The organism is Nocardioides seonyuensis (assembly GCF_004683965.1).
GTDB classification, from domain to species: Bacteria; Actinomycetota; Actinomycetes; order Propionibacteriales; family Nocardioidaceae; genus Nocardioides; species Nocardioides seonyuensis.
The window spans coordinates 2298558-2319919 of the sequence record NZ_CP038436.1; the positions used below are offsets into that span (position 1 = coordinate 2298558).

Consider the following 21362-nt stretch of genomic DNA (forward strand, 5'->3'; position numbering starts at 1 on the left):
CGGCGTCAACCGCCCGGCCGGACCACCAGACCATTGTCGGCCAGCTCGTCGAGAGCGGTGGTGACCAGGGCCTCGGCCTCGGGGTGCGGGCCGTGCGCCTCGACGGCGACGGCGACCAGGTTGTCGAGGGTCTCCGACTGGGCGAGCGCCAGCCACAGGGTGGTGCCGAGGCCGGTGAGGAGGTGGGCGTTGTCGCCGATGAGTACGACGAGCTGGTCGTCGTACTGCACCGCGTCGGCCCAGGCGACCCGGGACCACTCGGCCCCGACGGGGGAGCGGGTCTCGGCGGGCGGGTGGTGGACGGGTGCGGGCGAGGCGGGCAGGTCGCTGGCGAGCAGGTCGGTCAGCGTGTCGACGTGCTCGCGGATCTCGCCGTAGTGGAGCGCGAACGCGCCGCCACACGTGTCGATGATCCGGGCGAGGGTGAGGAGCGGGGAGTCCAGGAGGACCAACGACGACGTCTGGGGGACGATCTCGACGATCGCCTCGGCCGTCGTGAGCGGGACGAGCCCCACGTCGGAGCCGTCGCGGCGGAGCAGCACGATGCGTCCGAGGCGGGCGCTCTCGGGGGTGGGCGCGAGGTTGGCGTCATCGGGGGAGATCGACAGCTTGCGGGAGCGCCCGGTGGGGAGCTTCTCGTCGGTGCACACCGAGAGCGGCTTGGGGTGGGGGTGGATCGTCAGGTCGTCGAGCTCCATCGACACGGTCTCGTCGGAGAGATAGCCGAGCTTCTCGGCGAGCGCGGTGGTCGCGGTGGTCTTGCCGCCCCCCGACGCGCACACGAGCGCCAGCGCCTGCCCGGCCTCGTTGGCGACCGCGCCGGCGTGGAGGCTCATCCGCTGGCCGGCCGTGACCTCGAGCGCCGCGAGCGTGACGCGCGTGGTGACGGCGTAGTCGTGGTCGCGGGGGTCCTCGAGGCCGTCGAGGGCGACGACGAGGCGGGTCTCGACGGGGTCGTCGGTGAGGGCGCGGCTCCACTGGTGGCGGAGCCGGGCGCCGGCGTCCTCGTCGACCACGGGGATGCTCACCACCACGCCCATGGCGCGCACGACGACCGGGGGCAGGCCAGAATCGAACTCGTCGAACGTCATCTCGAGATCCACGGGCGTCACACTAGAGTGGGTGTCCAGCATCACTCCAGGGCGACCGCTTCGTGGTCAGCGCCCATTCGGCGGCGCCACAGGCGGGCCGAGCCCTAGGGTGAACCGCGATGAGGATGACGTGGTTGCCGTGGTCCGCGGCGAGCCTGGCGTGCGGCGCGGTGCTGATGGTGCTGGGCTCCTTGTTGCTGCCCGCGGGCGGGGACTTCGCCGACCTCGTCGCGTCGGTGGAGAGCGACCACGGGCAGTGGGTGGTCGCCTCGTTCGCGTTCTACCTCGCCGCCGTCGGCATGACACTCGGGATGCCGTCGGTGATCGTGCTGCTGTCGGACCGCGGACGCGTCCTGGGCCTGACCGGGATCGGCATCTGGGCGATCGGCACGATCGGCCTCGCGGGCTACGCCGCGCTGCTCGTGCTGCTGCGCGCGGTGATCGGCAGCGCCGAGCTCACCGCCGGGGACGTCGAAGCCGTCACCAACGACCGCACCCTGCTGGCGTTCGTGGCGGTGTTCGCGGTCGCCTTCGTGCTGGGGGAGCTCCTCACCGCTCTTGCCCTGCTGCGCTCGAGGGCGGTGGCCCGGTGGGTCTCGGGCCTGCTGGTCGTCCATGCCGCGCTCCAGGCCGTGACCGCCCTCGTCGCGGACATGACTCCCGACCTGGTCCGCGACCTCACGGCGATGCTGCTCGGCGTCGCACTCATGGGCGTGGCTGTCGAGGCCAACGACGAGTGGAGCGCAACGGCCGCCTGAAGCGGCGCCTCACCAGCGGAACCTCGTCGCGCGGACGGCGTACAGCAGGCTCACGACGAGGGTGAACCCCGCGACGAGGCAGGAGGCGAGCATGGCGCGGTCGAACGACGCGCCGGTCGGCTCGCCGTCGAAGGTGAGCACGAAGAGGCCGAGCGTGCTCCCGAGCGAGAAGCCGAGGTAGCGCAGCAGCATGTTGAAGGCGACCGCGCTGCCCGTCTCCGCGGCTGGCACGGACACGACCAGCAGTCCCGGGATCGCAGCCAGCGCGAGGCCGCTGCCCAGGCCGGCCAGGACCATCGCCCCGACGAGCTGCCACACGGTGTCGTGCCACAGCGTCATCGAGACGAACGCCAGGAAGTAGGTGCTGCACCCCAGCGGCAGGAGCATGAACCTGCCCACCACCGGCCCGAGTCGCAGGCCGAGGCGGCTGCCCGCGACGCTGATGAGGGAGTACGGCACCAGCAACAGGCCCGAGACGGCCGCTCCGCGGTCGAGTCCCCACGGCGCCTGCACCACCACGACGACCAGCGGCAGCAGCAGGTAGACGCCGACCCCGATGAGGAACGACGTGGCGTGGGCCAGCAGCGGCACGGGTCGCACGGCGAGGGCGAGGTCCACGATCGGGTGCGGGCGTCGCCGCGATCCGTGGACCCAGAGCGTCCATCCGATGACCGCGACGAGGAGCAGCGCCGCGGTGAGCAGCGGCGGGGCCGCGGTGAGCTGGGCCAGCGCCAGCAGGGCTGCTGTCGTCCCGCCTGCGAGGAGCACCGTCCCGCGCCAGTCGACCGGGACGTGCGTGGTGCCAGGGCTGGGCGGCAGCGTCACGACACAGGCAGCCAGGGTGGCGGCGACGAGCACGGCACCCACGGCGAACGCCGCAGAGAGACCCCACGCCTGCGCGAGCCCGGCCGAGACCGGGTAGCCCAGCCCGGCGCCGGCGACCGTCGTGACCGAGAGGATCGAGATGGCCGCCGCCCGCCTCTCGGCCGGCAGGCTCGTCCGGGCGATCGCGATGGCGACAGGCGTCAGGCCGTAGCCCAGGCCCTGCAGCCCGCGCCCGGTCAGGAATGCCGCGAACCCCACGTCGACGGTGCACAGCAGGGTGCCGAGCAGCACGGCGGCCAGCGTCGCCGCCACGACCGCGTTGCGGTGCCGGCCGCCGCTGAGCCGGCCGAGCACCGGCGTCGACGCCGCCCCGACCAGGAGGGTGAGGGTGAGCGACCACTGCGCGTCCTCGAGCGGGACGTCGTGCTCGGTGGCGATCCCGGGGACGAGTGGCGCGCCCAGGCTGCCCGTGAGCGCGGTGATCGTGGTGAGGAGCGCGAGCGTCGCGAACAACCCCCTGCGGGGGCTGGTCGGCGAGGTCACCGGCTCAGGGTAGGTGGGGGGTCTGACGGGCGCCGATTATGGTCGCGACATGAGCGCTGTCGAGACAACCCGCCCGCCGCCGGGGGCGTCGGAGACCGAGCGCCAGCGTCGTGCCGGGCCGATCGTCCTCGTCCTGGCGCTGTGCGGCACGTCGGTCTCCTTGATGCAGACCCTGGTCGTGCCGCTGCTGCCGGACTTCCCGGGCCTGCTGGACACCAGCATCGACAACGCGTCGTGGCTGGTGACCGTGACGCTCCTGACCAGTGCCGTGGCGACGCCGATCCTCACGCGCCTGGCCGACATGTGGGGCAAGCGGCGGATGGTCGTGGTCTCGCTCATCGTGCTGCTCGCGGGCTCCCTGCTCGGGGTGGTGAGTGACTCCCTGCCGCTGCTGATCGTGGCGCGTGCGCTGCAGGGCTTCGCCCCGGCGTTGATCCCGATCGGCATCTCGATGATGCGCGACGAGCTGCCGCCGGAGCGGATCGGCGGCGCGGTCGCCCTGATGAGTGCGACGCTCGGCATCGGCGGCGCCATCGGCCTCCCGCTGTCGGGAGTGATGTACGAGCACTTCGGCTGGCAGTCGGTGTTCTGGGGCAGCGTCGGCATGGCGGTCGTGATGCTCGTCGCGGTTCTCCTCGTGGTGCCCGAGTCCGACGTGCGCGCGCCGGGCGCCTTCGACTGGGTGGGCGCGATCCTGATGTCCGTGGCCCTCACCGGCCTGCTGCTCGGCATCTCCAAGGGTGGCCACTGGGGCTGGACCTCGCAGTGGACGCTCCTCTCCTTCCTGGTGTCGGCGGTGTTCTTCGCGGCGTGGGCCCCCTGGGAGCTGCGCAGCGGCGCACCGCTGGTCGACCTGCGCACGTCGGTGCGTCGTCCGGTGCTGCTCACCAACGTCGCCTCGCTCCTCGCCGGCTTCGCGATGTTCGCCAACCTGCTGGTCGCCATCCAGCAGCTGCAGTACCCCGTCGCGTCCGGGGTGGGCTTCGGGCTCGGGGTCACCGAGGCGGGTCTCGCGATGCTGCCCGGCGGCGTCCTCATGATCATGATGGCGCCGCTCTCGGCCTCCATCACCCGCAGGTACGGCGCCCGCACCACGCTGGTCGCCGGCCTCCTGGTCGTCGGCTTCGGCTATGTCGTGCGGGTCCTCTTCGACGCTAGCGTCCTCGAGCTGCTCATCGGGGTCACCATCGTCTCGATCGGCATCGCGGTGAGCTTCGCGGCCATGCCGGTCCTCATCATGCAGTCGGTCCCGATCACGGAGACGGCGGCCGCCAACGGCCTCAACACGGTGGTCCGGTCGGTCGGCACGTCCACCTGCTCGGCGACCGTCGCGGCAGTGCTCGCCGCCGGCACGCTGGCGGGCACGACCATTCCCTCGCTCGCGGCCATCCATGCCACCAGCTGGCTGGCGGCCGGTGCCGCACTGCTGGGTGCGGCGGTGGGCGTGCTGATCCCGGCCCGGCCCACGCCGGCCCTGGCGCCCCTGCCCGACGGTGGAGCGGCGCAGGTCCCCGCCCGGGCGGACGCCGTACGGCGCGGCGAGGGCGCGGAGGTCGTCGTACGCGGCCGGGTCCAGACGCCCGACGGCAAGCCGGTCCGGCTCGCGGTCGTGTCGGTGCTCCAGCGCAACGGCCGCCAGGCGGACTGGGCGCGCGCCGACAACGACGGCCGCTGGTCGGTCGTGCTCCCCGGCTCGGGCGAGTACCTCATCGTCTGTGCCGCGGAGGGCTGGGCCGCGAGGTCCGAGCTGCGCCAGCTGTCCGCGGACGAGAGGACCGTGCTGGAGATCGAGGAGCGCCTCACCGTCGCCGGAGTGGTCTCGCGCGACGGCTGGCCGGTCGACGACGCCCTGGTCGTGCTGACCGACGCCACCGGGCAGTCGGTCGGCGCCACGCGCACCGACACCGAGGGGCACTACGAGCTCGGACTGCCCCCGCTGGGCCGCTACGTGCTGACCGCCCTGGACCGGCGCCACGGCGTCGCCCAGTCGGAGGAGGTCGTGATCACGGCCCAGCGGCGGCGGTTCAACGTCGTGCTGCCCCCACTGACGAGCGCCGACGGCACGGAGACCGGCGCTAGCGTCGGCGCCGCGGACTGAGGTCGCGCAGCAGCACCGGGCGACGCAGCCGGTGGTGCAGCTCCGCGACCTGGGCCAGGAACAGCTCGCCGGTGGCGATGGCGTCGGTGAGCGCCCGGTGGGCGGTGTAGCGAGGGAGCCCGAACTGGCGGCGCGCGTCATCGAGGCGCAGCCGGTCGGGCCGGACCTCGCCGTGCTGGCCGACCTCGAGCTCGTGCTGCAGGGCCATCGTGTCCACCGCGGTCAGCGGCAGCCGGGCGTCGAAGGTCTCGCGAGCGGCTCGCTCGAGGAACCCGATCTCGATCGGGGCGTGGTGCGCGAGCAGCACGTGCCCCCGCAACGCGGCGAACAGCTCGGGCAGCACCTCACCGAGGGGCGGCTCGGACGCCAGGGCGTCGTCGGTCAACCCGTGGACGGTCGCGGAGTGGCCCACGCCGGCACCCTCCGGGGGGTGTACGACGAACTGGGCGGCCTCGCCGAGCACGACCTGGCCGTGGCGCACCGGCACCCAGCCCACCTCGAGCACGTGGTCGCGGCGCGGGTCGAGGCCGGTGGTCTCAACGTCGACGGCGAGCAGGTCGAGCTCGGAGACCGGGGTGTCGGGACCCGCGGCGGGAGCGGCGGCGAGGTCGCGCACCGGGCCGGCCGGGTAGCGGCTCGGGTCCGGCGGTCGCCGGCGGGGGATGAGCCGCATCAGTCGAAGCCCGGACCCAGTCGGGAGGAGAGCTGCTGCTGGGCCGACTGCACGATGTGGAACGCGTCCTTGAGGTGACGCCGCTGGCGGTCGGTCAGCTCGGCGGGGGCGAGGTGGTTGTCCGGCTTGTCGCCCGCGCGGACCTGCTCCACCTGGTGGCGCAGTCGCCGGTAGGACATGAGCTCCAGGGCGTCGCGCAGGTCGGTCGCGGTGCCCTCGCCGAGCAGTCCCGCCTGCTGGGCGGCGACCAGCCGGGCCCGTGTCGTCAGGGCGCTGGACCCCGCGCGGAGGGCGTGGACCCGCGCGAGCTGCACCACGGCGGCGATGCCGCGTTTGATGTCGAGGGTCTCGCGGTGCTCGCCCTCGCGCTCGAGCACGAAGCCGCGGAAGAACCCCAGCGGCGGGCGCATCCGCAGGGCCTGCGAGCCGAGGTGGCCCAGGAGACGGGGCGAGACGTTGTCGGCGGCGGCGCGGCGCACGGCGTCGGTCAGCGCGGGCGTCCCTCCGAGGTGTCGCATGTCGTGGAACACCGCCACGTGCAGCACCGCGTCCGGATCCGGCTCCCGCGACCACGACATGAACTGACCGCGCCACCCCTCGACCGTGAGGCGCCAGTGCGGGTTGGTGGCCATCACGTCGCCCGGGCAACGGGGCCAGCCGCACTCCTCCAGCACCTCGGTCACCCGCTCGGCCAGGCGCGCGAACCACTCGTCGTGGCCCTCCTCGCCCAGCACCAGCGCGTGGTCCTGGTCGGCCGAGAGCGCCTCCTCCTCGCGTGCGACCGAGCCGAGCACGACCCAGCTGTAGGGGGCCGGGGCCCCACCGAGCTCGGCCTCGACCAGGGTCAGGACGCGGCGTCGTACGCCGTCGCCCAACGCGGTCACGACCCGGCAGATGTCGCCGGCGGTGACGTCGCGGTCGACGAGCATGGCCAGCACGTCGGGGATCCGGTGGGCCTGCTCGACCACGCCGGCGATCGTGGTCTGCCCCCCGATGTCGGCGGCGAGGTAGACCGGGTTGGAGTTCTCGAGCCGGATGAGGTCGGTCGTGGTGACCAGGCCGACGGTGGTGCCGTCGTCGTCGATGACGGGCAGGTGGTGGATGTCGCGGCCCACCATCTCGAGGAGCGCCTCCAGCGCGAGCGCCCCCGCCGGGAGAGTGGCGGCCGGCGCGGTCATCACGCTGCTCACCGGGTCGCCGGGGTCGCGACCGGCGGCGAGGACGCGGGTGCGCAGGTCGCGGTCGGTGACGATGCCGAGCAGGTCCTGGCCGTCGACCACCAGGATGCAGGAGACCCCTGCCTCCGCCATCTGCGAGGCGGCCGCGGCGATGGTGGCCTCGCCACCGATGGTGACCGGCTCGCGCCGGACCAGGTCGCGCAGCCGGGTGCCGAGGACGGTGCTGCCGGAGGAGGCCTTCTGCAGGTTCTCGATCGCGCGCGAGAGGCGCGCATGGTGGCTGGCGGCGTAGAAGGTCGCGAAGCCGGGATGCTCGCGGGACAGCTCGTGGAACAGCTCGGCCGGCATCAGCAGCAGCAGGGTGTCCTCGGTGGCGGTGCTGCGGTAGCGCGTCGGCTTGTGCTCCAGCAGCGAGGTCATGCCGAAGGCTCCGCCCGTCCCCACCCGCTCGATCAGCCCGCCGGCCTCGTCGACGACGTCCACGGCGCCCGACCTGACGACGTACATCCCCTCGCCGTGGACACCGACGTCGACCACGACCGACCCGCGCCGCGCGTAACGGATCGTGCAGGCGCGCGCGATGCGGTCGAGTGCCTGCGGGGGCAGGCCGTCGAAGGGCGCGTGCTTCGCCAGGAAGTCACGGACCTCCGCCAGCTCGACGCCCGCCGGGCCACTCATCGGGCCACTCATCGGGTCATCGTGGCAGCCGGGAGCGATCAGCGCACGCGGCCCTCGGCCTTGACGGTCACCGTCCTCGGCACCGCTCCGCCGGCCGAGACGGTGACCCTCACCGCGACTCGCTTGCCCTTCCAGGCCTTCTTGAGCTTGAGCTTGGCCTTGGTGGCCCTGGCGATCTGCTTCTTGCCCAGCAGCCACTGGTACGACACCGAGGTCGCCGCGGGCTGCCAGGTGCCGGCATTGGCCCGCAGCACCTTGCCGACCTTCAGCTTGCCCGTCACCTTCGGTTTGGTGAGCAGCGTCATCGACGTCGGAGCCGGGGGCTGGGGCGAGGGCGGAGCCGGCGGCGGGGGCGCAGGCTGGGGAGCCGGAGAGCCTGTGTCGGTCGGGGTCGGCTCGCTCGGAGAGGGCTCCGAGGGAGAGGGCTCGGTCGGGGTCGGGTCGGTCGGCTGGTCGGAGCCGAAGAGCCGCACGGCCGAGCCGGCCTGGGTGGCGTCGATGCGGGCCAGTCGTCCATCGTCGAGCTGTACGACGTCCTGGCGGTGCGTCTCGTTCGGCAGCAGGCAGCCCTGAAGAGGGCCGACCACGACGTCGGCGCCGCCGCGCAGCACGAGCATTCCGCACCGCGGCGCCTCGTCGGGGTAGTTGCCGCCGGCGCCGTTGTCGTAGAAGACGGCGACGTCGTGACCGTGGGCGAACACTCCGCTGACGGAGACGTTGCCGGTGGTGATCCCCGCGTCGGTCCACGTCACGTCGGTGCCCGAGGCCCGGTCGAGGACGATCGACCTGCCGTCGGCTCCCTGCCGGTCGGTGACGACGACCTGACCTGCCGAGGTGGTCACGGTGTGGGAGCGGCTGAGTGGCCAGCGACCCTCCACGACGGCGTCGGGTCCCGGCCTACCGGCCCCGGCGGGGATCGCGATCCGTGCGCCGGAGCCGGGAACCCCGTTCACCTGGCGCCAGTCGACGGCCCAGTCGGGCGTGCCCCAGTCGTCGAAGCAGAAGGTGTAGGACGACGGCGGCTGGTTGCACGGCCTCGACAGGGACTGGTTGAGGACCACACGAGCGGTGGGGCTCCGGCGGTAGCTCAGGTGGATGCGCAGCTCGCCCGCCTGCGTGTAGGAACCCGAGGGGTCCCAGGACTGGCTCACCGGGCAGGACGTCGAGATGCCGGGCGACTCGCTGAAGTCCAGCCACTCCTGGAAGTACGGATCCTCCGGCGGGTTCGCCGGCAGGTCGGGGGAGGCACAGTTGACCAGCGGCCCGCCCGAGGAGATCAACGGCGCCGGGTCGCCCCACGTCGCGTCGCCCGGGTCGAGGTGGACCACCCATGCGGTCTCCGAGGCGGCGTCCCACGGACGCTCGGGCACGCCGTCCCACACGTCGTCGACGTTGGGGCTCCCCGCGGCGCCTGGCGGGTTCAGCGCGTGCTCCATCGTGTGGACGGGGCGGCGCTTCTCGAGGGTGAAGAGAAAGCTGATGCGACCGTCCGAGTCGCGCGAGGCCTGGACGGGGTCGCCCTGAACCAACCTGAACTGTGGCGACTGCGGCGACACCAGCGCGGACTCCGGGCCGTAGGCGTCGCTGTCCAGGATGGGCCCCCAGCTGCCCGCCGCCCAGCGACGGGCATGGAAGGGGGAGGGCGACTCGGCGTCCAGGTCCATCGTGGCGCTGGTGTGACCCTGCAGGTCCGCCCAGGCGACGGTGACCTGGCCGCCCCCGGCCACGAGGCGGGGCCGGACGTGGCCGACCTGGAGCGCGGTGGAGAGCGCTCCGTTCGTGCGGGCCGTGTAGACGAGCCCGGGCGTCCCCCACGTGCCCGAGGCGTCACGCGAGACCGAGCGCACGGGCCACTGCCCGGGCGTCAAGCTGGCCTCGGCCCAGACCGCGAGCACCCGGCCGGCGGGGTCGGCGTAGGTGTCGAAGGTCCGCCCGTCGACGTTGCCGGTGGCGAGGTCGACGACCTGCGGCGCGCCCCAGGTGTCGTCGGTGCGGATGCGGGACACCAGCACCGAGGAGCCGGCGTGGCCGTAGGTGCCGTTGTCGCCCACGACCACCAGCGCCATCAGCCGGCCGTCGGGGAGCTTCTCGAGCCTGGCGGCCTTGCGGTTGGTGATCCCGGTGTCGACCACCCAGCCGGTCGAGATCCAGCTGTCCTGGTCGAACCCGGCGGCCTGTCCGGGAGAGGCGGCGACGACGAGGAGGACGGACGCCACCAGCCCCCCACCGCTGACACCGCGACTGCTGCCTGACGTCTGGCCCAACCCCCGTGTGTCATGTCCGGAAAGTAGTCGCGCAAGGCCCGTTGCGGCAGGGCCGGTCTGGACCGGCTGGGCGGGGGAATCCTCAGGTCGGACCTCGCGCAGCCGATGGCCCGGGTGTCAGTACCCACGGAAGGGTGCGAGTGGAGGGCAGTCATGGAAGACCTGGAAGGACTCGACGAGATCGTCGGCGAGTTCCTGGTGGAGAGCCACGAGAACCTGGACCAGCTCGATCGGGACCTCGTCGAGCTCGAGCGTGCCCCGGGGTCGCGTGAGCTGCTCGGGAGCATCTTCCGCACGATCCACACCATCAAGGGCACCAGCGGCTTCCTGGCCTTCTCCCAGCTGGAGGCCATCACCCACGTCGGTGAGAACCTCCTGGCCAAGCTCCGTGACGGCCACCTGACGATGACGCCCGGCACGACCGACGTCCTGCTGGCGATGGTCGACCGGGTCCGCGACCTGCTGGCCGCGATCGAGGCCGACGGCACCGAGGGCAAGGTCGAGGTCGCCGACGTCGTCCAGCGGGTCTCCGAGGCGCTCGAGGGTCGCGAGTCGTCTCCCGCGCAGCCCGCGGCGTCCGTGGAGGAGGCGGCCGACCCGGTCGTCGTACCAACCGCCGAGGTGCCTGAGGACCTGCCCGTCGTGGTCCCCGAGGTGACGCCCGTCGCCGTGCTCCCGGACGTGCCGGCCGAGGTCCCCGCCGAGGCTCCCGCAGAGCGCCGCTCGGTCGCGGACGCCTCGATCCGCGTCGACGTCGACCTGCTGGACTCCCTGATGCGCCAGGTGGGCGAGCTCGTGCTCACCCGCAACCAGATCGTGCGCCAGACCGGGCACGGTGAGGACCTGGAGCTCACGCGCTCGGCGCAGCGGCTCGACCAGATCGCGACCGAGCTGCAGGAGGGCGTCATGAAGACGCGCATGCAGCCGATCGACCACCTGTGGGCGAAGCTCCCGCGCGTGGTCCGCGACCTGGGTGCTGCCTGCGGCAAGCAGGTCGAGCTCGTCATGGTCGGTCGTGAGACCGAGCTCGACCGCTCGCTGCTGGAGTCGGTCAAGGACCCGCTCACCCACCTCGTCCGCAACGCGGTCGACCACGGGCTCGAGTCACCGGAGCGTCGTACGGCGGCCGGGAAGCCCACCGAGGGACGTCTCACCCTCCGCGCCTACCACCAGAGCGGCCAGGTCGTGGTCGAGGTCTGCGACGACGGCGGCGGGATCGACGCGGCCGCGGTGGCGGCCAAGGCCGTCGACAAGGGGCTCCGCACCGCCGCCCAGGTGGCGCTGATGTCCCAGGCCGAGCTGCTCCAGCTGATCTTCACGCCCGGGTTCTCCACCGCGGCGGCCGTGACGAACGTGTCGGGTCGCGGTGTGGGCATGGACGTGGTCAAGACCAACATCGAGGCCATCGGCGGCACCATCGAGATCGAGTCGGTGCTCGGGCGCGGTACGACGTGCCGGCTGCGGATCCCCCTGACGCTGGCCATCGTGCCCGCGCTGGTCGTGGAGTGCGCCGGCGACACCTACGCCATCGGGCAGGTCAGCCTGCTCGAGCTGGTCGCCCTCGACGCCGAGCGCGCCGCCCGCGCGATCGAGGACGTCAACGGCGTGCCGGTCCACCGCCTCCGGGGCGTGCTGCTGCCGCTGGTGCGGCTCACCGACGTGCTCGGGGTGGAGTCCACGCGCGACGACGGGCACGTGTTGATCGCGGTGCTGCAGTCGGAGGGTCGCCGCTTCGGGCTCGTCATCGACCGGGTGCTGAGCACCGAGGACGTCGTCGTCAAGCCGCTCTCGGCCCGCATCAAGCAGCTGGGTGCCTACTCGGGCGCGACCATCCTCGGCGACGGCCGGGTGGCGCTCATCCTCGACGTCCAGGGCATCGCGCGCCGTGCGTTGAGCTCCGAGACGGTCGAGGGCGAGCTGGACCGCCACGACGCCGAGAGCACGCGGAGCGAGCAGGAGCGCTGGCTGGTTGCCGGCATCGGCGGTGGGCGCCGCGTGGCGCTGCCGCTCGAGGTCGTCACCCGGTTGGAGACGTTCCCCCGCGACGCCATCGAGCTGGTCGGTCACCGCGAGGTCGTCCAGTACCGCGGCGAGGTGCTGCCGCTGCTGCGCCTGGACCACCACCTCTCCGTCGGTTCGTGGCGCGACAGCGAGCCCGAGAACCTCGTCGTCGTCATCTACCAGTCCGGTGACCGCGGTGTCGCGATCGTCGTCGAGGAGATCGTCGACATCGTCGACGAGGCCGGGCGCCAGTCCGACATCTCCGACCGCGGCCTGACCGGCTCCGTCCGGATCCGCGACCGCGTCGTCGAGGTGCTCGACGTCCGCGACGCGGTGCTCGCGGCCGACCCGGGCTTCTACGACGACATCGCCCCCGTGGGCGCCGGCTCGTGGGACGCCGTACCTGCCCTGGAGGCGATGTGAGCATCCGTTTCGTGACCTTCACCCTCGACGAGCGCCTGTACGGCGTCCGCGTCGAGTCGGTCCAGGAGGTGCTGCGCGGCCTTCCGCGGGCGCGCGTGCCCCTGGCCCCCCCGACCATGGCCGGGCTGATCAACCTGCGTGGCCAGGTGCTCAGCGCGGTGGACCTGCGGCTCCAGCTCGGGCTGCCGGCGGCTGCCCCGGGACGTGACCACATGCTCGTGGTCATCCGGGTGGCCGGCGAGACCCTCGCCCTGGTCGTCGACAGCATCGGGTCGGTCGTCGACGTCGACGTCGACCAGTTCGAGCCACCTCCGGACACCCTCGACCCGGCGTTCCGCGAGCTCCTCCTGGGCGCCTACAAGCTCGACTCCACCCTTCTTCTCGCTCTCGACGTCGACCGTGCCGTCGCCGCGTGACCACCCCCGAAAGGAAACACTCATGCGCATTCCCATCACCTGGAGCGTGAGCAGGCGACTGACCGCGATCGCGACCATCGGCGGCCTGACGGCCGTCATGGTCCTCGGCGTGGCCATGTGGGGCCAGTCGCGGCTCAGCGACGTCACCCACGAGCTCACCGAGGCCGCCGAGACCCGGGCCCACGTCTTCGCCATCGAAGTGCGTGCGACCGAGATCAAGGCCACCGCACTCAAGGCGCTCTCGGGCGCCGAGTCCGACGCGCTGCTGCAGCAGGCGATGACCGAGGACGAGGCGACGGTGAACGAGGAGCTGGCCGCCCTCGAGACGAGCTCGGAGCACTTCGGCGCGAAGGAGCTGGCGGCGATCACGCCGCTCGAGGGGGTCCTCGGCGAGTACATCGCCACGATCAACCAGATGGTCGAGGAGACCGGTGGCTCGGACGACGGGCCGGTGATCTACTCGCGGGTGCAGGACGCCAACGAGGCCACCGACACCGCCCTCGACGCTGCGAAGGAGGCAGTGAACGTCGAGTTCGCCCGACTGGTCGCGCTCGAGCAGTCCGTCGCCTCGCAGGTCCGCACGGTCACCCTCGTCCTCGCCGCCCTGGGCATCGCGCTCCTCGTCGGCAGCGTGGTCCTCATCGCCCGGAGCATCCTGCGGCCCCTGCACCGCTCGGTCCGCGCGCTCGAGTCCTTCGCCGCCGGCGACCTCAGCCGGCGGGTGCCCGAGCAGTCCGCTGCCGAGCTCGGCAAGCTCGAGAAGGCGCTGAACAACTCCATGGACGCGGTCGGCCAGATCGTGAGCACGGTGACCGCCTCGTCCGACGCCGTCGCCGCCGCCTCCGAGGAGCTGCTGGCGTCCTCGCACCAGATCGCCGCCGGCGCCGAGGAGACCTCCACCCAGGCCGGCCTCGTCGCCGGTGCCTCCGAGGAGATCTCCCGCAACGTCCACACCGTCGCCGCCGGCGCCGAGCAGATGGGTGCCTCCATCCGCGAGATCGCCCACTCGGCCAACGAGGCGGCCCGGGTGGCGTCGCAGGCGGTCTCGATGGTCGAGTCGACCAACGAGACGGTGTCGAAGCTCGGCGTCTCCAGCCAGGAGATCGGCAACGTCGTGAAGGTCATCACCTCGATCGCCGAGCAGACCAACCTGCTCGCCCTCAACGCGACCATCGAGGCTGCCCGCGCCGGCGAGGCCGGCAAGGGGTTCGCCGTGGTGGCCAACGAGGTCAAGGAGCTCGCTCGCGAGACTGCCAACGCCACCGAGGACATCGCACGCCGCGTCGAGAGCATCCAGGGCGACACCGGCGGCGCGGTCGATGCGATCGGCCAGATCGCCACGATCATCACCTCGATCAACGACTACCAGCTGACCATCGCGTCGGCGGTCGAGGAGCAGACGGCCACCACCAACGAGATGTCGCGCAACGTCGCCGAGGCCTCGACGGGGTCGGGCGAGATCTCCTCGAACATCTCGGGTGTCGCCTCGGCGGCGGAGTCCACCACGGTCTCGGTCTCCCAGACCCTGGACGCCGTGACGGAGCTCGCGCGGATGGCGGCGGAGCTGCGCACCGAGGTCGGGCGCTTCCAGCTGAGCTGAATCCCGCGTCCCTCCGACGATCCGCGGTGGACGGACGCTGACAACACGAGCGGTCCGGTGTCATCCTTGTGGTGCACCGGGCCGCCGTGGTTCCGGCGTCTGACGGAGCGGGGGCTGACGTGCGCTACACGCTGGTCGGTGCGGTCACGCTCGGGTTCGACCTGAGCCGCCTGCCCCACGGCGCCGCAACCGCGGCCGTCCTTCGCGGCGCCCTCGCCGTCGGGCCGCGCGAGGTCGAGCGACTCGCCGCCGAACATCCCGGTGCCCGGGCGCGGCGGGCCCTGCAGGTCCGTGGCGAGGCGCTGGCGCTGCAGCGCGAGGTGCTCGTCGACGTCCTGCCCGTGGCCGGCGACGCCGTGCGCGAGGCCACCTGGGGCGAGGTCCACACCCTCGAGAGGCTGGAGCGCGGCACCCTCGGCAGCGCCGACGGGCTCGACCACCTCGTCCGGCACGACCTCCTCGAGTGGACGTGGCTGCGCGGGGACGGCATGGCGGTGCAGGACCCGGTCGCAGCCGATGCCGCCGACGTGATCGTCGATGCCGCGGCGGCCCACTACCTGCGGGAGGGCGACGACGAGGACCTGTGGGCGCTGATGCGCGCTCCCCTGGAGCAGTCGCAGGTGTGCTGCGACCCCACCTGGGAGGTCGCCGACGCTCCAGCGGTCACCGCCTTCCTCGAGGAGCTCGCGCGGGGCTCGGCCGATGCCTGGCGCGCGGCCGTCGACGACGTGGGAAGCCGCACCGCGCTGTGGGCACCCGCGATGCACCGGGCCACGTGGGCGATGTCCTTGACCGGGCGCCTCCGGCTCGCCGCCGACGCGCAGCTCGCCGCGGTGGTCGCGTGCGCTGCTGCCGGGCTGACCCGCTCCGACGCGGCGCGCGGCACGTGGAACGCCGTCGCCGGCGTCGTGGCCGCGAGACTGGCCGCCGACGTGCTCCCCGACGGGGACCTCGAGGTCCTGCTGGCGCCGTGGCGCCGGGTGCAGGGCTGAGTCCACCGATCTGCTCAGGTCGGGCCCCCCTCGACCGATGAGGGGCTCGGACCGACAAGACGGTCGGTCCTGCCCTACGCCGTGAGGATCCTGTGAACCCGATCCGAGTGCTGGTCGTCGACGACTCCGTCGTGATCCGCCGCCTGGTCACCGACGTCCTGGCGGCCGAGACCGACATCGAGGTCGTGGGCACCGCCGTCAACGGCCGGGCCGCGCTCGACAAGGTCGACCTGCTGGGTCCCGACCTGGTCACCATGGACATCGAGATGCCGGAGATGAACGGCATCGAGGCCGTACGTGCCCTACGCGCCGCCGGAAGCCGCATCCCGATCATCATGTTCAGCACCCTCACCGAGCAGGGCGCGGCCGCGACGCTCGACGCCCTCGCCGCCGGGGCCACCGACTACGTCACCAAGCCGGCGAACGTCGGCAGCGTCACCCGCTCGATCGGCCAGGTCCGCGACGCCCTGGTGCCGAGGATCAGGTCACTGGTGACTGCCGCCCGGCCCGCTGCCGCTGCAGTGCCGCGCGGGGAGGCGCCCGCCTCGTCCCCCGCCCCGACGGGGCCGGCAGCGCGCACCGGGACGTCGCCGTACCGCCTGCTCGTCGTGGGCAGCTCCACGGGAGGGCCCGAGGCGCTGCACGCACTGTTCGGCGCCCTGCCACCCCTGCGGGTCCCCGTCGCGGTCGTGCAGCACATGCCACCCGTCTTCACCGCCCAGCTCGCCGCGCGGCTCGACCGGACGACCGCCTGGACCGTCGTCGAGGCGCAGGACGGCCAGACCCTGCGACCCGGGGTCGTCGCGGTGGCTCCCGGCGACCAGCACCTCGAGGTGGTGAGCTCCGCCGGGACCCTCACCGCGCGGCTCCACGAGGGGCCACCGGAGAACTACTGCCGACCGGCCGTGGACGTGCTGTTCCGCAGCGCCGCCGCTGCCGTCGGCCAGGGCACGCTGGGCGTCGTGCTCACCGGGATGGGCCGGGACGGGGCCCTGGGTGCCACCGCCATCCACGAGCGCGGCGGGTCGGTGCTCGTGCAGGACCAGGCGACCTCGGTCGTGTGGGGCATGCCCGGCGCCGTCGTCGAGGCGGGTCGCGCCGAGCAGGTCCTCCCGCTCGCGGCGATCGCACCGGAGCTGCGGCGTCGACTCGACAGGACGGCAGCCACGGTCACGCCCGGGCGGGGCCTCACGGCAGGAGCGGCGCGATGACCATCCACGCCGACGGCTTCGCCTTCGTCCAGGAGCTGGTCCGCAACGAGAGCGCCATCGTGCTCGGCGAGGGCAAGGAGTACCTCGTGGAGTCGCGGCTGCAGTCGCTGGCGCGCTCCGCCGGCCACACCACCGTGTCGTCGTACGTCACCCACCTCTCGCAGCGGCGCAACCCACGGGACCTGGCGGCCGTCGTGGAGGCGCTGACCACCAACGAGACGTCGTGGTTCCGCGACGGCGACCCGTTCACCACCCTCAAGTCCGAGGTCCTGCCCGCCCTCGCCGGCAACCGGCCGGACCGGACGCTGCGGATCTGGTCCGCGGCCTGCTCGAGCGGCCAGGAGGCCTACAGCATCGCGATGACGGTGCTCGACGTGCCGGCGCTGGCGGGGTTCAAGGTCGAGATCATCGCCACCGACCTGTCCGAGGAGATGCTGCGACGCGGCCGGGCGGGGGAGTACTCCCAGCTCGAGGTCAACCGGGGCCTGCCGGCCCCGCTGCTCGTGAAGTACTTCCAGCGCCAGGGGCTCACCTGGCAGATCGATCGCAGGCTGCGCGACATGGTCGAGTTCCGCGCGCTGAACCTGACCCGGTCATTCCTCGGGATGGGCCGCTTCGACCTGGTCTTCATGCGCAACGTGCTCATCTACTTCGACCAGCAGTCCAAGCAGGACATCCTGCGCCGGGTGCGCCAGGTGACGGCACCCGACGGATACCTCTTCCTCGGCTCCGCCGAGATGACGTACGGCATCGACGACGCGTGGGAGCGCGAACCAACCGGCCGCTCGGCGGTCTACCGGATCAGAAAGGGGGCGTGCTGATGCGTGCCTTGGTGGTCGACGACTCACGGGCGATGCGGCGCATCGTCGGCAACATCCTCCAGAGCGCGGGCTTCGAGGTCTCCGAGGCGGGCCACGGACGCGAGGCGCTCGCCGTCCTGGAGAGCCAGCCCGAGCCCCCGGAGCTTGCCTGCATCGACTGGAACATGCCGGTCATGGACGGGCTGGAGCTGGTCACCGCCGTGCGTGCCCGGCGTGAGTGGCGCGGGATCACCCTCATGATGGTGACGACCGAGAGCGAGCAGGACCGCATCGTGCGCGCCCTTGCAGCGGGAGCCCACGAGTACCTCACCAAGCCGTTCGAGAGCCAGGACCTGTGGCAGAAGCTGGAGTTCCTCGGCCTCATCCGCGAACCCGCCGTGGAGGCCTGACATGACCATCGCCGTCGAGCCGGACCTGTCGTTGCTGGAGGCAGTGGTCGCCCAGGTGTGGACCGCCATGCTCTCCGCGGAGAGCACGCCGTGGACCGGCACGCTGCCCGACGACTTCACCGGCCCCGGCGCCCGCATCCGCGTGACCGGGGACTGGAGCGCCGAGATGGTCCTCGCGACCACCGACGTCGGTGCCCACTCCCTGACGCGCTGGCTCCTGCGCGGCGACCTGGTCACCCGCGAGGACATTGAGGACGCCCTGGGCGAGGTGCTCAACGTCGTCGCAGGCAGCCTCAAGGGAGCCCTCAGCGGCACCTCCCGCCTCGGCCTCCCGATGCCTGGGACCGAGCGGCTCGCAGACATCTCGTCCACCCCGCCGCACCTCACCGTCTCGTGGGGTGGGGAACCCGTCTTGCTGGCCGTCCGGCCAGCGTCCCCCGAAAGGAGCACCCCGTGAAGATCCTCATCGCCGACGACAGCCGGGTCATGCGGCAGATCGTGCTTCGCACGCTGCGCCAGGCCGGCTTCTCCTCCCACGACTTCGTCGAGGCCGAGGACGGCCTCGACGCCCTGAACAAGGTGGGCAGCGAGCAGCCCGACCTGGTCCTCTCCGACTGGAACATGCCCAACATGACGGGCATCGAGCTCCTCCGCCAGCTCCGTGCCAACGGCAACGCCGTTCCCTTCGGCTTCGTGACGTCGGAGGGATCGCCCGAGATGCGCGAGCTCGCCGCCGGTGCCGGCGCACTGTTCCTGATCGCCAAGCCGTTCACCGCCGACACCTTCGCCGACGCCCTCGGCGCCGTGCTGGTGTGAGGAGGACGTCGTGAGCCTTCCCACCAACAAGCAGGTCAAGGACCTCTTCGACGGACTGCTCGGGCGGCCGTGCACGATCTCCGACGCCGCCGACCAGCTTTCGCCCGACGCGTCGCCGGCTCCGGCGTACGCCGTCTACGTCACCGACGACGGGCGGGTCTCGTCCGTGGTCATGATGGAGTTCGCGCTGGCGGCCTACACCGGCGCTGCGCTCGCGCTCATCCCGCCCGGCGGTGCCGAGGCGGCCGTCGAGGACAAGGTGCTCCCCGCCAGCCTCATGGAGAACACCGCCGAGGTGCTCAACGTGCTGGCCTCCCCGCTCGGCGACGCCAGGGGCAGGCACCAGCGCCTCGAGTCGACGTACGGGCCCCACGACGACGTACCCGCAGGCGTCAAGGCGAACGCCGCGACTCTCGGGCTGCGCGCCGACATGGTCATCGAGGTCGGCGGCTACGGGAGTGGCCGGCTGGCCGTCGTGGCCGCGGTCTGAGTCGGCGCCGACCCTGGCGGCGTACGACATGGCAATCGGCCGGATCGACGTCAGGTGCCGCCACCCTTGGGTCAGCGCCAGCGGCCCCCGGCTGACCGGGGACCGCTGAGGCGTGCTGCTACTTGCTGGCCTTGCGCGCCTGCGAGGCCGTCTTGGCGCGCGCGTTGGCGTCGAGGACGACCTTGCGGATGCGGACCGACTCGGGGGTGACCTCGACGCACTCATCCTCGCGGCAAAACTCCAGGCACTGCTCGAGGGAGAGCTTGCGCGGCGGGATGAGCTTCTCGAAGTTGTCGGAGGTGGCGGACCGGATGTTGGTCTGCTGCTTCTCCTTGGTGATGTTGACGTCCATGTCGTCGGCGCGGGAGTTCTCGCCGACGATCATGCCCTCGTAGACCTCGGTGGTCGGCTCGACGAACATGACGCCGCGCTCCTGGAGCGAGGTCATGGCGTACGCCGTCGCCGCGCCCTTGCGGTCGGCCACCAGGGAGCCGGAGTTGCGCGAGCGGATCTCGCCGGCCCACGGCTGGTAGCCCGCGGAGATGTGGTGGGCGATGCCCGTGCCGCGGGTGTCGGTGAGGAACTCGGTGCGGAAGCCGATCAGCCCGCGCGCCGGCACGACGAACTCCATCCGGACCCAGCCGGTGCCGTGGTTGGTCATCTGCTCCATGCGGCCCTTGCGGGTGGCGAGCAGCTCGGTGATCGTGCCGAGGTACTCCTCGGGGGCGTCGATCGTCAGGCGCTCGTAGGGCTCGTGGACCTTGCCGTCGATCTCCTTGGTGACGACCTGCGGCTTGCCGACGGTGAGCTCGAAGCCCTCGCGGCGCATCTGCTCGACGAGGATGGCCAGCGCCAGCTCGCCGCGGCCCTGCACCTCCCACGCGTCGGGTCGCTCGGTCGGCAGGACACGCAGCGAGACGTTGCCGACGAGCTCGGCGTCGAGGCGGTCCTTGACGAGGCGGGCGGTGACCTTGGAGCCCTTGACCTTGCCGACGAGCGGCGAGGTGTTGGTGCCGATGGTCATCGAGATCGCCGGCTCGTCGACGTGGATCAGCGGCAGGGCGATGGGGTTCTCGGCGTCGGCCAGGGTCTCGCCGATCGTGATCTCGGGGATCCCCGCGATGGCGACGATGTCGCCGGGGCCGGCCGACTCGCCGGGCACGCGCTCGAGGCCCTCGGTGATGAGCAGCTCGGTGATCCGGACGTTCTTGTTGGTGCCGTCACGCCTCATCCAGGCGACGGTCTGGCCCTTCTTGAGGGTGCCCTGGTGGATGCGCAGCAGCGCGAGGCGGCCCAGGAACGGCGAGGAGTCGAGGTTGGTGACGTGGGCCTGCAGCGGCGCGCCCTCGTCGTACTCCGGCGCGGGGATGGTCTCGAGGATCGTCTTGAAGAGCGGCTCGAGGTCGGTGCCGTCGGGGTTCTCGCCGTTGGCAGGCTGCTCGAGGGAGGCGATGCCGGCCTTGCCCGAGGCGTAGACCACCGGGAAGTCCAGCGCGTCCTGGCTGTGGGACTCGTCGAGCAGGTCCATGAACAGCTCGTAGGTCTCGTCCACGACCTCGGCGATGCGGGCGTCGCTGCGGTCGGTCTTGTTGACGACGAGGATCACCGGCATGTCGGCGTTGAGCGCCTTGCCCAGCACGAAGCGCGTCTGCGGGAGCGGGCCCTCGGATGCGTCGACGAGCAGCACGATGCCGTCGACCATGGACAACCCGCGCTCGACCTCGCCACCGAAGTCGGCGTGACCGGGGGTGTCGATGATGTTGATCGTCATCGGCTTGCCCTCCGCGGCGGCACCGGCGTAGTGGATCGCGGTGTTCTTGGCGAGGATGGTGATGCCCTTCTCGCGCTCGAGGTCACCGGAGTCCATGACGCGTTCGGCCACGCCCTCGGCCTGGTGCGCGGTGAAGGCGCCGCCCTGGCGGAGCATGGCGTCGACCAGCGTGGTCTTGCCGTGGTCGACGTGGGCGACGATCGCCACGTTGCGGATGTCGGAGCGCTGCATGGACATGCGAGGAGGGACTCCCATAACTAGGGGCAATGGAGCTGGGGACCGACCGCCGGGTGGACGGGGCGGGCGAGGCGCTCGAAATGGCGC

18 protein-coding genes are annotated in these 21362 nt (G+C 72.2%); 12 read left to right on the forward strand and 6 right to left on the reverse strand.

Translation table 11 applies throughout. The features are described from left to right. Positions 1–5: 5 nt before the first annotated feature. A complete protein-coding gene (locus tag EXE58_RS11185) occupies positions 6–1103 on the reverse strand; it encodes a hypothetical protein (RefSeq protein WP_135267961.1) in 1098 nt (365 codons plus the stop codon). A 107-nt stretch (positions 1104–1210) separates the two neighbouring features. Here EXE58_RS11185 and EXE58_RS11190 point away from each other — a divergent pair, with 107 nt between their 5' ends. Then, positions 1211–1849, forward strand: a complete 639-nt coding sequence (locus EXE58_RS11190) for a hypothetical protein (protein ID WP_135267962.1) — start codon at positions 1211–1213, stop codon at positions 1847–1849. A gap of 9 nt (positions 1850–1858) precedes the next feature. On the opposite strand, the gene EXE58_RS11195 is transcribed toward EXE58_RS11190, so the two are convergent. Beyond that, a complete protein-coding gene (locus EXE58_RS11195; protein WP_135267963.1) occupies positions 1859–3217 on the reverse strand; it encodes an MFS transporter in 1359 nt (452 codons plus the stop codon). Positions 3218–3266: 49 nt separating this feature from the next. Here EXE58_RS11195 and EXE58_RS11200 point away from each other — a divergent pair, with 49 nt between their 5' ends. Continuing rightward, positions 3267–5315 carry an MFS transporter gene (locus EXE58_RS11200; RefSeq protein WP_135267964.1) on the forward strand — a complete coding sequence of 683 codons (2049 nt, stop codon included), beginning with the start codon at positions 3267–3269 and terminating at the stop codon, positions 5313–5315. On the opposite strand, the gene EXE58_RS11205 is transcribed toward EXE58_RS11200, so the two are convergent. The 3 genes from EXE58_RS11205 to EXE58_RS19520 are packed head-to-tail and all read right to left on the reverse strand — an operon-like array spanning position 5293 to position 10060. After that, positions 5293–5988: an exonuclease domain-containing protein gene (locus EXE58_RS11205; protein ID WP_135267965.1), complete on the reverse strand. Its 696-nt coding sequence runs from the start codon at positions 5986–5988 to the stop codon at positions 5293–5295. The genes EXE58_RS11200 and EXE58_RS11205 overlap by 23 nt on opposite strands. Beyond that, a complete protein-coding gene (locus EXE58_RS11210; RefSeq protein ID WP_208543986.1) occupies positions 5988–7856 on the reverse strand; it encodes a putative nucleotidyltransferase substrate binding domain-containing protein in 1869 nt (622 codons plus the stop codon). Before EXE58_RS11210 ends, EXE58_RS11205 begins: the two co-directional genes overlap by 1 nt. Positions 7857–7882: 26 nt before the next feature. Next, positions 7883–10060 carry a hypothetical protein gene (locus EXE58_RS19520; protein WP_167288830.1) on the reverse strand — a complete coding sequence of 726 codons (2178 nt, stop codon included), beginning with the start codon at positions 10058–10060 and terminating at the stop codon, positions 7883–7885. A 201-nt stretch (positions 10061–10261) separates the two neighbouring features. Between EXE58_RS19520 and EXE58_RS11220 the strand changes: the two genes are divergently transcribed. The 10 genes from EXE58_RS11220 (at position 10262) to EXE58_RS11265 (ending at position 19267) form a co-directional block, all read left to right on the forward strand. Next, positions 10262–12532, forward strand: coding sequence for a chemotaxis protein CheW (locus tag EXE58_RS11220; protein WP_244242180.1), 2271 nt, complete (start codon positions 10262–10264; stop codon positions 12530–12532). Between the two features lie 11 nt (positions 12533–12543). Beyond that, positions 12544–12948 carry a chemotaxis protein CheW gene (locus EXE58_RS11225; RefSeq protein ID WP_244242181.1) on the forward strand — a complete coding sequence of 135 codons (405 nt, stop codon included), beginning with the start codon at positions 12544–12546 and terminating at the stop codon, positions 12946–12948. Positions 12949–12970: 22 nt separating this feature from the next. Further along, positions 12971–14548 carry a methyl-accepting chemotaxis protein gene (locus tag EXE58_RS11230; protein ID WP_135267967.1) on the forward strand — a complete coding sequence of 526 codons (1578 nt, stop codon included), beginning with the start codon at positions 12971–12973 and terminating at the stop codon, positions 14546–14548. Positions 14549–14667: 119 nt separating this feature from the next. Next, positions 14668–15540 carry a hypothetical protein gene (locus EXE58_RS11235; RefSeq protein WP_135267968.1) on the forward strand — a complete coding sequence of 291 codons (873 nt, stop codon included), beginning with the start codon at positions 14668–14670 and terminating at the stop codon, positions 15538–15540. A gap of 92 nt (positions 15541–15632) precedes the next feature. Beyond that, positions 15633–16751 (forward strand): protein-glutamate methylesterase/protein-glutamine glutaminase, encoded by a 1119-nt coding sequence (locus tag EXE58_RS11240; RefSeq protein WP_135267969.1) that lies wholly within the window; start codon positions 15633–15635, stop codon positions 16749–16751. After that, a complete protein-coding gene (locus EXE58_RS11245; protein WP_135267970.1) occupies positions 16748–17572 on the forward strand; it encodes a CheR family methyltransferase in 825 nt (274 codons plus the stop codon). Before EXE58_RS11240 ends, EXE58_RS11245 begins: the two co-directional genes overlap by 4 nt. Continuing rightward, a complete protein-coding gene (locus EXE58_RS11250) occupies positions 17572–17961 on the forward strand; it encodes a response regulator (RefSeq protein WP_135267971.1) in 390 nt (129 codons plus the stop codon). The genes EXE58_RS11245 and EXE58_RS11250 overlap by 1 nt, the downstream gene beginning before the upstream one ends. 1 nt (position 17962) lies before the next feature. Then, positions 17963–18418: a chemotaxis protein CheX gene (locus EXE58_RS11255; protein ID WP_135267972.1), complete on the forward strand. Its 456-nt coding sequence runs from the start codon at positions 17963–17965 to the stop codon at positions 18416–18418. After that, positions 18415–18777 carry a response regulator gene (locus EXE58_RS11260; protein ID WP_135267973.1) on the forward strand — a complete coding sequence of 121 codons (363 nt, stop codon included), beginning with the start codon at positions 18415–18417 and terminating at the stop codon, positions 18775–18777. The genes EXE58_RS11255 and EXE58_RS11260 overlap by 4 nt, the downstream gene beginning before the upstream one ends. A gap of 10 nt (positions 18778–18787) precedes the next feature. Then, positions 18788–19267 (forward strand): hypothetical protein, encoded by a 480-nt coding sequence (locus EXE58_RS11265; protein WP_135267974.1) that lies wholly within the window; start codon positions 18788–18790, stop codon positions 19265–19267. Positions 19268–19385: 118 nt separating this feature from the next. Here the strand turns inward: EXE58_RS11265 and typA are convergent, their stop codons facing one another. Next, positions 19386–21275 (reverse strand): translational GTPase TypA, encoded by a 1890-nt coding sequence (gene typA, locus EXE58_RS11270; protein WP_135267975.1) that lies wholly within the window; start codon positions 21273–21275, stop codon positions 19386–19388. Between the last annotated feature and the right edge of the window lie 87 nt (positions 21276–21362).